This window comes from Kitasatospora sp. GAS1066B (assembly GCF_041262605.1).
Classification (GTDB): Bacteria; Actinomycetota; Actinomycetes; order Streptomycetales; family Streptomycetaceae; genus Kitasatospora.
Window position 1 is genome coordinate 19,422 of the sequence record NZ_JBGCCO010000057.1, and the last position, 11,442, is coordinate 30,863.

Annotated in this window: 10 protein-coding genes; 6 read left to right on the top strand and 4 right to left on the bottom strand. The window is 74.1% G+C overall.

Features of this window, described 5'->3' with window-relative positions; genetic code table 11:
- Nucleotides 1-115 precede the first annotated feature (115 nt).
- Nucleotides 116-898 carry a ferritin-like domain-containing protein gene (locus ABH937_RS36495; RefSeq protein ID WP_280693668.1) on the top strand — a complete coding sequence of 261 codons (783 nt, stop codon included), beginning with the start codon at nt 116-118 and terminating at the stop codon, nt 896-898.
- 159 nt (nt 899-1,057) lie between these two features.
- Entirely contained in the window at nt 1,058-2,287 is a 1,230-nt protein-coding gene (locus tag ABH937_RS36500) for an NAD(P)/FAD-dependent oxidoreductase (protein WP_370220714.1), read from the top strand.
- A 40-nt stretch (nt 2,288-2,327) separates the two neighbouring features.
- Here ABH937_RS36500 and murF read toward each other — a convergent pair whose 3' ends face one another.
- On the bottom strand, nt 2,328-3,734 hold the full coding sequence (gene murF, locus ABH937_RS36505) for a UDP-N-acetylmuramoyl-tripeptide--D-alanyl-D-alanine ligase (RefSeq protein WP_370220715.1): 1,407 nt from the start codon (nt 3,732-3,734) through the stop codon (nt 2,328-2,330).
- A gap of 210 nt (nt 3,735-3,944) precedes the next feature.
- Between murF and ABH937_RS36510 the strand changes: the two genes are divergently transcribed.
- Complete coding sequence (locus ABH937_RS36510) at nt 3,945-4,841, top strand: glycosyltransferase family 2 protein (protein ID WP_370220716.1); 897 nt, start codon at nt 3,945-3,947, stop codon at nt 4,839-4,841.
- On the opposite strand, the gene murJ is transcribed toward ABH937_RS36510, so the two are convergent.
- Nucleotides 4,787-6,592 (bottom strand): murein biosynthesis integral membrane protein MurJ, encoded by a 1,806-nt coding sequence (murJ, locus tag ABH937_RS36515; protein WP_370220717.1) that lies wholly within the window; start codon nt 6,590-6,592, stop codon nt 4,787-4,789. The genes ABH937_RS36510 and murJ overlap by 55 nt on opposite strands.
- Complete coding sequence (locus ABH937_RS36520) at nt 6,589-8,337, bottom strand: UDP-N-acetylmuramoyl-L-alanyl-D-glutamate--2,6-diaminopimelate ligase (RefSeq protein ID WP_370220718.1); 1,749 nt, start codon at nt 8,335-8,337, stop codon at nt 6,589-6,591. Before ABH937_RS36520 ends, murJ begins: the two co-directional genes overlap by 4 nt.
- Before the next feature lie 206 nt (nt 8,338-8,543).
- Between ABH937_RS36520 and ABH937_RS36525 the strand changes: the two genes are divergently transcribed.
- A complete protein-coding gene (locus ABH937_RS36525; protein WP_280693662.1) occupies nt 8,544-9,053 on the top strand; it encodes a DinB family protein in 510 nt (169 codons plus the stop codon).
- Nucleotides 9,054-9,105: 52 nt separating this feature from the next.
- Nucleotides 9,106-9,735, top strand: coding sequence for an alpha-ketoglutarate-dependent dioxygenase AlkB (locus ABH937_RS36530; RefSeq protein WP_370220719.1), 630 nt, complete (start codon nt 9,106-9,108; stop codon nt 9,733-9,735).
- A 30-nt stretch (nt 9,736-9,765) separates the two neighbouring features.
- On the opposite strand, the gene ABH937_RS36535 is transcribed toward ABH937_RS36530, so the two are convergent.
- Complete coding sequence (locus tag ABH937_RS36535) at nt 9,766-10,539, bottom strand: MBL fold metallo-hydrolase (protein WP_280693660.1); 774 nt, start codon at nt 10,537-10,539, stop codon at nt 9,766-9,768.
- A gap of 144 nt (nt 10,540-10,683) precedes the next feature.
- On the opposite strand from ABH937_RS36535, the gene ABH937_RS36540 reads away from it, so the two are divergent.
- Complete coding sequence (locus ABH937_RS36540; protein ID WP_370220720.1) at nt 10,684-11,358, top strand: YoaK family protein; 675 nt, start codon at nt 10,684-10,686, stop codon at nt 11,356-11,358.
- Nucleotides 11,359-11,442 lie beyond the last annotated feature (84 nt).

Here is an 11,442-nt window from a genome sequence, read left to right on the forward strand (position 1 = left end):
CGTCCGCGCGACGGCGGTCCCCCGGACGGGCCAAGCAGGCGGGTCAGCTGTTGCCGCCGGGGTGCCGGGCTGCGTTCACTGATCGATGATCAGGTCCCGCGCGAAGGTGGTCCAGGTGCTCTCAGCCCGCAGTCTGTTCCAGGAGATCCACGACAACGACCAGGCCTTCCAGCTGTTCTGCTCCATCGCCGCCAAGGGCGAGGACCAGGGCGGCTGGGAGAACGGGCGGATCGCCCAGTTGGTCGAGGACCAGGAGCTCGCCCCGAAGATCGCCCGGCACGGCGCCGACGAGGAGAAGCACGGCCGGATCTTCAACGCCCTGCTGCACAAGCGCGGCCTACCACCGGTCCCGGTACCCGACGACACCGACTACACGATGATCCTGGAGCACCAGGGCATCGGCCTGGCCCACACCAGGCTGCGCCGCGACGAGCCGCTGACCGAGCGGGACGTGATCGTCTACCTGGCGCACAGCCGGGTCACCGAGCAGCGGGCGGCCGAGCAGATGCAGCTGCTGCGCAAGGTCTTCGACGGTCACCCGGAGGTGGGGCGCGCGGTTCGGATGATCTCCGCCGACGAGGACAACCACCTCGCCTACTGTCACGAGGAGTTGCTGCGGCTGGCGGCGACCGGGCACGGGCGGCTGATCCTGACCATCCTTCAGGAGACCTCGCAGGCCGAGATCCGCACCTATCGGGACGTCAGCCTGGCCGTGCTGGCGCACCTGGGAGACATCCTGCGCTGGCCGCGCGCGAAGGCCGCGGTGCTCGCCGCCGGTGTGCACGGGGTCTACGCCTACGAGCGGTTCGGCGGCGGGCGCCGGCGGATGATGACGCTGACGATGCCGCACAAGCGCAACGCCCTCGGCGGACCGCCCACGAGCGAGTCCGTCGCCTGAGGCCGGCCGGGTGCCGCCCGCGCCGGGAAGGATCCCGAACGGGCGGCGCTCGCGTGTCAAGGCTCGCTCCGCCGCCGCGGACCGGTTCTGATGGACGCACCGGACCTGGGACACGCCCTGGCGCACCGAGCGCCACCCGATCGCGAGCAAGGAGCGAGCATGGACGACGCCGCCACGGCCCACGTCATCGTCGGAGCGGGCCTGGCCGGAGCCCAGGCGGCCCGGACCCTGCGGGAGGAGGGGTACCAGGGCCCGCTGGTGCTGATCGGCGAGGAGGAGGAACTCCCCTACGAGCGGCCGCCGCTGTCGAAGGGTTACCTGCTCGGCAAGGACCCCCGCGAGAAGATCTTCGTGCACCCCGCCGAGTGGTACCAGGAGCAGCGGATCGACCTGCGCCTGGGCACCGCCGTGACCGACCTGGACCCGGCCGCCCACCGGCTCACGCTGGCCGACGGCAGCACCCTCGACTACGCCAGGCTGCTGCTCACCACCGGGGCCGCACCGCGCCACCTGCCGGTACCGGGGGCCCGGCTGGCGGGCGTGCACCACCTGCGCCGAGTGGCGGAGAGCGACGAGCTGCGGGCGCTGTTCCGGTCCGCCAGCCGGATCGCGGTGATCGGCGCGGGCTGGATCGGCCTGGAGGTGACCGCCGCCGCCCGGGCCGCCGGGGTCGAGGTCACCGTGCTGGAGTCGCTCGAACTGCCGCTGCTGCGGGTGCTCGGCCGCGAGGTCGCCGAGGTCTTCGCCGAGCTGCACCGGGAGCACGGCGTGGAGTTCCGGTTCAACGTCCAGGTGACCGAGATCCTGGGCGCGGACGGCGCGGTGACGGGGGTCCAACTGGCCGACGGCACGGTGGTGCCGGCCGAGGCGGTGCTGGTTGGCGTCGGCATCCGCCCGAGCACGGCGCTGGCCGAGCAGGCGGGCCTGGCGGTGTCGGACGGCATCAGCACCGACGCGAGCCTGCGCACCTCGGACCCGGACATCTTCGCCGCGGGCGACGTGGCCAGGGCCCAGCACCCGCTGTACGACCGCCCGATCCGCGTGGAGCACTGGGCCAACGCCGTCCACCAGCCCCGCACCGCCGCCCGCGCGATGCTCGACCAGCAGGTCGCCTACGACCGGGTGCCGTACTTCTACACCGACCAGTACGACCTGGGCATGGAGTACACCGGCTACGTCGAACCCGGCGGCTACGACCAGGTGGTCTTCCGCGGCGACGTCCCTGGGCGCGAGTTCATCGCGTTCTGGCTCAAGGACGGCCGGGTCCTCGCGGGCATGAACGTCAACATCTGGGACGTCACCGACCCGATCCGCGAGCTGGTCCGCTCCGGGCGCACCGTCGACCCGCAGCAACTGGCCGACCCGGAAGTCCCGCTCACCGACCTGTGACGTGGTCGGCGCAATCAGCGGCTCCCACCTGTCTCCGGTCTCAACTACCCACCGTCACCGGCTCGGTGAGCCGCCGCGCGGCCTCCTCCAGGCCCGCGGTGTGCGACCCCTTCAGCAGCACCAGGTCTCCGCGGCGCAGCTCGCCGAGCAGTAGCTCGAGGGCCGCCTCCCGGTCCGCCACCAGCGTGCTCGCCACCCCGCCGGCCACGGCCTCACCGTGCGTCAGGGCAGCCTCGCCGCCGCCCACCGCGATCAGCCGGGCGACGCCCGAGGCCGCCACCCGCCGCCCCAGCTCGGCGTGTTCGCTCATCGAGGCCGCGCCCAGCTCGCGCATCTCCCCCAGCACCGCGACCACCCGCCGGCGCCCGCCGGCCATCGCCGCCACCGCGCGCAGCGCCACCGCCATCGAGTCGGGGTTGGCGTTGAAGGCGTCGTTGACCACGGTGACGCCGTCCGGGCGCTCGCTGACCTCCATCCGACCTGACGTCAGTTGCCGTGCCGCGCAGAGCAGTTCGGCGACCTGGGCGAGCTGGGCGCCCAGTCCCAGGGCGACCGCCGCGGCCGCCGTGGCGTTGGCCACGTGGTGCTCGCCGTACATCCCGAGCCGGACCCGGGCCCGCGCGCCCCGGTAGGTCAGGGTGAACGACGGGCGCCCGGCCTGGTCCAGCTCGATCTGCTCCGCCCGGACCTCCCCGGCCGCCCGGCCGAAGGTCAGCACCGGGGCGGTCGTCCGAGCCGCCATCGACATCACATACGGGTCATCGGCGTTCAGCACCGCGAGCCCGTCGCTCGGCAGCGCCGCCACCAACTCGCTCTTGGCGGCGGCGATCGCCTCCTTGCTGCCACCGAACTCCCCGAGGTGGGCGGTGCCGACGTTGGTCACCAGACCCACCCTGGGCGGCACGATCCCGGTCAGGTGGGCGATGTGCCCGGCCCGGCTGGCCCCCATCTCCAGCACCAGGTAGCGGGTGCCGGCCTCGGCGCTGAGCACGGTGAGCGGCAGGCCGATCTCGTTGTTGAAGGAGCGGGCGGTGGCCACCGTGCTGTCCAGCGCGCCGAGCAGTTGGGCGAGCAGGTCCTTGGTGCTGGTCTTCCCCGCCGACCCGGTGAGCGCCACCACCTGGACGCCGGCCGCCCCGGGACCGGTCAGCCGGGCGGCGACCGTGCGGGCCAGCTCGGTGAGAGCGGTCAGCACGTCGGGCACCACCACGGCCGGCACGCCCACCGGCCGGGCCGCCAGCACCGCGATCGCCCCGGCGGCCACGGCCGGGCCGGCGAAGAGGTGGCCGTCGGTGTGCTCTCCGGGCAGCGCGACGAAGAGCGAGCCGGGCTCGGCGAGCCGGGAGTCGATCACCGCCGGGCGGTCGACCGTCGCCTCGGGGTCGGGTGCGTCGTACAGCACACCGCCCACGGCGTCGGCGATCTGTTGCAGCGTCATGGGGACCACGGCCGGCTCCGCTCCGTCGACAGGCGCACCCCGGGCGGGGCGGCAAGGCTCCCGACGCTAACCGTCATGGGGGCGCGAGCGGCGCCGACGCGCGCCGGGCGCGTGCTCGCGTCCGCCGGATGGCTTGCGCCGCACGCGCCACGCCTGGTGCCTCCCCGGCTCGGGCCACCGGCCGTCCGAGCATGGCCGGGAGACCTCAGGAGGTGCGGAATGCCGGAACAGCCGGCCCCCGTCAGCGTGGTGATCGCCGCGTACAACGCCGAGCACAGCCTGGGCCCCGCGCTCGCCTCGGCGCTGCGTCAGGCCCCGGCGCCCGCCCAGGTGATCGTCGTCGACGACGGCTCGAAGGACGCGACGGCAGCGGTCGCCGCCTCGTTCCCCGAAGTGCTGGTGATCCGGCAGGAGAACCAGGGCCCCTCGGCGGCCCGGAACACCGGTATCCAGGCGGCGAATCAGCCCTGGGTGGCGTTCCTGGACGCCGACGACCTCTGGCTGCCGGGCAAGCTGGCCCGCCAACTGGCCGCCGCCCACCGGCACCCGGGGGCGGTGCTGCTGGCCGGCGACTGGGTGCGGAGCGAAGCGGAGTACCAGGTTCCGCAGGGTCCGGAGCTGGAGAGCCTGCTGAGCTACCGCGATGTGCTGGTGCTCAACCGCTTCCAGACCTCCACCGTGCTGGTCCGCACCGAGGTGCTGGCCGACTGCGGCGGCTTCGACCCCTCGCTGGACGGCGCCGAGGACTGGGACCTCTGGCTGCGCTGCGCCAAGCGGGGGATGTCGGTCAAGCTCGACCTGCCGCTGGTGGTCTACCGCGACGAGCCGGCCGGCTACAGCAAGGACCTGCCGCGGCTGTACGGGCGGATGCTCCGGATGCTGGACCGGGAGCGCTCCGGCACCGCGCTGACCGCCGCCGCCTTCGCCCGGGTACTGACCTGGCATCACCTGCGCTTCGCGCTGGCCTTCCTGCTGGCCGGCAAGCCCGCGCTCTGCCGCGGGGTGCTGCGCGAGGTCCGGCTCACCGGGCTGGTCCGGCACGTGCCCGGCGCGGCGGTCGGCTACCTGTTGCCCTTCCTCGGCGGCCGGGTGGCGCGCCGCCTGCGCCGCGGCTGAGTCGACCGCGCCCGGCCGGCCGACGTGCCCGGCCCGGTCGCGGGCAGCGACCCTGGCCCGGGCAACGGCTCGGGCGTGGCCGTCAGCTCGGGCGAGCCCGCCGGGGCGGCGGCCCGCCGCCCCCAGCCCAGGAGCCGGGTCGGCCCCGCGCTCGCCAGGCTCAGGCAGAGCGGCAGCGCGGCGGCCGCAACCGTCAGGCCCGCGAGCAGCGGCAGCATCGCGCCCACGCCGAGCCCGGGCTCCATCGAGCGCACCTTGAGCCAGGCCAGCGCCCCGGCCGGCAGGCTGGTCGCCACCGCCCGGGTCAGCGCCCCCAGCACCGCCGGCTCCGCCGGCACCGCTCCGATCCGCCGCCGCAGCACGGCCGCCGCGGCGAGCGCGGCGGCGGTGTAGGCGACCGAGACGGCGGCGGCTACCCCCTGCACCCCGAACGGGCGGTAGAGGGCGAGCGCCAGCAGCACCATCAGCCCGTTGTTCAGCACGTAGAGCCCGAACGCCGAGCGCAGGTCACGCAGCGCCTGGAAGACCCGGACGTAGTAGAGGTACGCCGAGAAGCCCGGCAGCCCCATCGCCAGCACCGCCAGCACCTGCCCGGTCAAGGTCGCGCCGGTCGCGCCGGTCGCACCGTGGCCCAGCAGCAGCCGGACGATCGGGTCCGCCAGCGCGGCCAGCACCGCGGCGATCGGCACCATCAGCAGGACCAGCAGTCGCAGCCCGCCGGCCACCTCGGTGCGCAGCTCCCGGATCCGCCCGGCGGCCCAGTCGGCCGCCCAGGCCGGTTGGCGGGCGCCGGTGATGGAGACCGCGACCACGCCGAACGGCACCTGGAAGAAGGTGTACGCGTAGGTGTAGGCGCTCACCCCGCCAGGGCGGCTGTTGGCGAGCAGCAGGACCGCGAAGAGCGCCGCCTGGTTGGCCGCGACCATCGCGAAGGTCCACCCGGACAGGCCCGCCACCTGCCGCACCGCGGCGTCACGCGGCGCCCAGCGCCAGCGCAGCCGGGCGCCGGAACGGCTCACCCCGGCGGCCAGCACCAGCGCCTGGGCGGCTACCCCGGCGGTGGTGCCGAGGCCGAGCAGCAGGAGCAGCCGCGGCTCGGTGGGTGAGCCGGCGGCCTGCGCGGCGCGGTGCAGCGGTCCGGAGAGCCCGAGCAGCAGGGCGATCAGCGCCAGGTTGTTGGCGATCGGGGCGAAGGTGGCCAGCGCGAAGCGGCGGATGCTGTTGAGGACGGCGGTGACCAGCGCGATGACGCCGTAGAGCAGCACCTGGGGGGCGAACAGGCGCAGCAGCCGGACCGCGGTGGCGTTCTCGACCCCGGCCGTGCCGCGCGGCGCGGCCAGCGTGTAGCCGTGCATCAGCGGTCCGGCGGCGGCCACCACCAGGACGGTGATCACCAGCAGCACGGCCAGACAGACCGTCAGCACGGCGGACACCCCGGCCCAGCCGTCGTCCTGCTGGTCCTGGTCCCCGCTTCGCTCGCCCCCCTTGCCCCGATCGCCCCGATCGCTCTGGAGCTTGGCGACGAAGACCGGGACCAGGGTGGCGGAGAGCACCCCGCCGAGCACCAGGTCGTAGATCATGTTGGGCGTGGTGTTGGCCAGGTTGTAGGCGTCGGCCAGCGGGCTGATGCCGAGCGCGTAGGAGAGCGCGAAGACCCGGCCCAGGCCGGTCAGCCGGGACAGCGCGGTGCCGGCCGCCATCGCCAGTTCCGGGCGGATCCGCCCGGCGAGCGGCACGAGGTGCGACCTCACAGCCGCGGCACCGGGTGTGCGGACGCCTCGTCGGCCGGATCGGTGAACCCGATCCGGGCCTGCTCGGCCATGCCGTGCGTCAGGTCGCAGGACGTCACCCCGAGGCCCGGTCGCCTCGTTCCGGCCCGCGCCCGTGCCCGGGCGTTCACCCGCGCCCTGCTCCGCCCGGCCGCCTCCCGCACCTCCTCGCCGACCCGACCCCCGCCGGTCCAGCCACGGGCGGCCAGGGCGACGCGGGCGTGCTCGCGGTCGTCGAACGGGATGTCCTGGCCCGCCACGTGCTGGGTGGTCTCGTGCCCACGGCCGACCACCAGCACCACGTCACCGGGGTCGGCGGTGGCGACGGCCAGGCTGATCGCGGCGGCCCGGTCGGGCTCCACCACGATCCGACAGCCGTGCCGCTCCAGGCAGCCGGCCAGCATCTGCTCGACGATCGCCCGCGGATCCTCGTCCCCCGGGCTGTCGCTGGTCAGGATCGCGGTGTCGGCGCTCAGCGCGACCCGCCCGGTCTCGGGACGCTTGTAGCGGTCGCGGCCGCCGCGGCAGCCGACCACCAGGTGCACCCGGCCGCCGGGGCCGAGCAGCTCACGGCAGGTGGCCAGCTGGCCCGCCAGCGCGCCCGGGGTGTGCGCGTAGTCGACCACGACCAGGAACGGCTGACCGGCCACCACCTGCTCGGAGCGCCCCGGGATCGCCGCGCAGTTCGCGATCCCGGCCACCGCCGACCGCATGGGCACCCCCATCGCGCGGGCCGCCAGGTAGGCGGCCGCCAGGTTGGTGGTGTTGCAGGCGCCCAGCACCGGAGCCGACAGCTCCACCGGCCCGTCCGCGCAGTCCAGCCGGATCCGGGTGCCGAGCCGGTCGCACCGGACCTCGGTGATCCGGGCCTCGGCCCGCTCGCTGTGCCCGAAGGTGAGCACCGGCACCATGGCCTGGGCGGCCAGTCGGACACCCCACTCGTCGTCGACGCAGATCAGCGCCTGGCGGCAGCGGTCCGGGGCGAACAGCAGCGACTTCGTGTAGTAGTACTGCTCCATCGTGCCGTGGTAGTCCAGGTGCTCGGCCGCCAGGTTGGTGAAGATGCCGACATCGAAGGTGACACCGCCCACCCGGTGCTGGTCCAGGGCGTGCGAGGAGACCTCCATCGCCGCTGCCCGGACCTCCTCGGCGCGCATCCGGGCGAAGACCCGCTGCAGCTCGGGCGCTTCCAGCGTGGTGAGCGCCGAGGCCCAGCGGTGCCGGCCGATCCGGGTCTCCACCGTGCCGAGCTGCCCCGCCTGCCAGCCGGCCGCGACGAACGCGGAGTGCAGCAGGTAGCTGGTGGTGGTCTTGCCGTTGGTGCCGGTCACCCCGGCGATCGACAGGCCGTCGGCGGGCCGCCCGTGCAGCAGGGCGGCCACCGGTCCGATCGCCCAGCGCACATTGGGCACCCGAAGCTGCGGCACGTCCAGGTCCAGGAAGCGCTGCACCAGCAGGGCCCGGGCGCCGGCCCGGACGGCGGCGGCCGCGTACCCGTGGCCGTCCGCCTGGGCACCGGGCATCGCGCAGAACAGCCAGCCAGGCCGGACCTGGCGGCTGTCGTGCGTGCAGTCGACCACGGCGACGTCCTCGCCCCGCAGCTCGGCCCCGGGCCAGGTGGCCGCCAGTTCCGACAGCGGCACCAGCCGGCGCCGGCGGCGCCAGGCGCCCGGCGGTCCCGGCGGCCGCACCGGGCGCGGGCCCAGCGCTCTGCGGTAGCCAGTCATCTCTCGATCGTCTCCATCGCACTCGCACGCGGGGATTCTGATCAAGACGCTAGGCGAGGCACCGGCTACCTGCAGCACGGAGGCGGCTACCTTGCGTAGCGCAGCTGCGAGATGATCAGCTGCTCGGCGGGAAATCGGTACTGAGCGCGCATCACCTGACGGTAGGTTCGACGCCGCATCATCGGCACCGGACCAGGAGCACCACCATGACCAGCGACAACCGGATCGGCCCACCGCACTTCGGCACCGAGCGCGAGATGCTCCGAGCCTTCCTGGACTACCACCGCGACACGCTGGCGATGAAATGCGCGGGGCTGACCGACGAGCAGCTGCGGCAGCAGTCGATGCCGCCCTCGACGCTCTCCCTGCTCGGGCTGGTCCGGCACCTGGCGGAGGTCGAACGCGCCTGGTTCCGCCGGGTGTTCGAGGACCGGGACGCGCCGATGGTCTGGTCCGACCGGATCGACTTCCAGGCGGCGTACGACGCGAGCAGCTCGACCAGGGCCGAGGCGTTCGGCGCCTGGGAGGCCGAGGTGGCGAACTCGCGCCGGATCGAGCGGGCCGCCGACTCCCTGGACCTGGCCGGCTACCAGCCGCGCTGGGAGGAGCAGGTGTCGCTGCGGATGGTGATGACGCACGTCCTGCTGGAGTACGGCCGCCACAACGGGCACGCCGACCTGCTGCGCGAGGGCATCGACGGGACGGTCGGCGCGTAGGCCCTCGCGAGCCGTTCGCATATCTGTTCGATTTACGCGTTACCCTGGTCGCATGTCCTTCCACTTGCAGAGCACCCTCTTCGGCAGCGCCGACGAGATCGGCCTGCGCCCGCTGGACGGCATCGCCCGCACCGAGCTCGGCCTGGGCGCCTGGATCGACCTGCTGCCCGGCTGGCTCACCGGGGCCGACGCCTTGTTCGAACGGCTGGTCGCCGAGGTGCCCTGGCGGGCCGAACGGCGCCCGATGTACGAGCGGGTGGTCGACGTCCCCCGACTGCTGGCCCACTACGGCCAGGACGACGTGCTGCCGCACCCCGTCCTGGCCCGCGCCCGCGAAGCGCTCGGCGCGCACTACGCGAACGAACTCGGCGAGCCCTTCAGCACCGCCGGCCTCTGCTACTACCGCGACGGGCGGGACAGCGTCGCCTGGCACGGCGACCGGGGCGGCCGGGCGAGCACCCGGGACACCATGATCGCGATCCTCTCGGTCGGCGAGCCGCGCAGCCTGCTGCTGCGCCCGGCGGGCGGTGCCGGGCCCACCGCCCGGCACGCGCTGGGGCACGGCGACCTGCACGTGATGGGCGGCTCCTGCCAGCGGACCTTCGAGCACGCCGTGCCGAAGACCACCCGCCCCACCGGACCCCGGATCAGCGTCCAGTTCCGACCGCACCGGGTCTGGTGAGGCGCCGGGAGCCGTCAGTTGACCACCGGATCACAACCGGACCGTCTCCCCCGGCTTCGGCAGCCGCAGCCGGTCGGCGAGCCCGCCGGCGGCGAAAGCCGCCGTCAGGGTGGCGCCGTCCTCGGTGAAGTGGCCCCAGTGCTCGAAATGCAGCGGCACCACCTGACGGGCGTCCAGGATGGCGGCGGCCTCGGCGGCCTGCGCGCTGGTCAGGGTCAACGGAGCGTCAGGAACCAGCGGCGTGCGAGCCGCCCCGGCGAAGAGCACCGCCACCTCCACCGGACCGAAGCGCTCGGCAACCGCCCGCACCAGGTCCAGCGAGGCGTTGTCACCACTGAGGTAGACGCTGGGCAGCCCGGCACCGGTCAGCACGAAGCCGGTGACCTCGCCCACCAGCGGCTCGGAGCCGGCCGGCCCGTGCAGTGCCGGCACGGCGGTGATCCGCAGCAACCCGCCGTCCGGGCGCGGCAGTTCGAGGTGCTCCCAGGTGGACAGCGCGCGCACCACGGCGCCCAGGCGCTGGTGCGCGGCGGCGGTGGAGAGCACCAGCGGCGCCGTCTCGAGGTAGCCGCGCCCGGCGGCGTCCAGGTTGTCCGGGTGCTGGTCGTGCGAGAGCAGCACGGCGTCCACCGGGCCCAGTTCGGAGAGTGGCACCGCCGGCCCGGCGGTCTTGACCAGGGTTCGCGAACCGATCGGGTACTCGCCGGGCCCGTCGAAGGTCGGGTCGGTGAGCAGTCGCAGCCCGCCGATCTCGATGAGCGCGGTGGGTCCGCCGATGTAACGGATCGTCAGCCTGTCGGCCATGGTGGTTCCTCCCGTTGCCGGACTTGATCATCCTGCCTGGTCCAAGCCGGTCGCACCGCGCGATATTCCGCCTGACCCCGCCCTGACCACGCCCCGCCGCCGTCCCTGTTGTCGCCGGGGTCGCGCGATTCCTATGGTGGTGCGATGCGAACCATCCTGCTCCGCGCCGCCGACCGCCTCTTCCCCGCCCACCAGGGCAAGTACGGCGCCCTGCCGCCACTGCTGCTGGCGCTGACCTTCGTCACCGGAGTGGTCGACGCCGTCAGCTATCTCGGTCTGCGGCACGTCTTCGTCGCCAACATGACCGGGAACGTGGTCTTCGTCGGCTTCTCGCTGGCCGGGGCGGCGAACCTGTCGCTCTGGGCCTCGACGCTCGCCATCGCGGCCTTCGTGGCGGGGGCCTGGTCGGCGGGCCGGGTCGCCCGCCGGATCGCCGAGGGCGAGCGGCTGCTGCGGGTGATCGTCACCGTCCAGACCGTGCTGGTGGCGGGCGCCGTGGTGGTGGCGGGGACCACCGGGCACCAGGCGGCCGGCGCGCAAGCCGGGCTGATCATCCTGCTGGGCTGCGGGATGGGCCTGCAGAACGCGGCGGTCCGCAAGCTCGCACTGCCCGACCTGACCACCACCGTGCTCACGCTCACCGTCACCGGCCTGGTCGCGGACGCGGCGGGGCCCGCGACCGTGCGGCGGTTGCTGTCGATCGCGGCGATGCTCGGCGGCGCGGCCTGCGGCGCGGCCCTGCTCCTGCACGTCAGCGCGGGGGCGGCGCTGGGGCTGGCGCTGGCGGTGCTGGTCGCGGTCCGCGTCGCGCTAGCTTGATCTTTAACCTGTGCGGCGGGGGCGAGGGGTGTTGGACTTCTTCGTCTTCTTCGCTGCTGGCTTCGTCGTGCCTGTCTTGCGGGC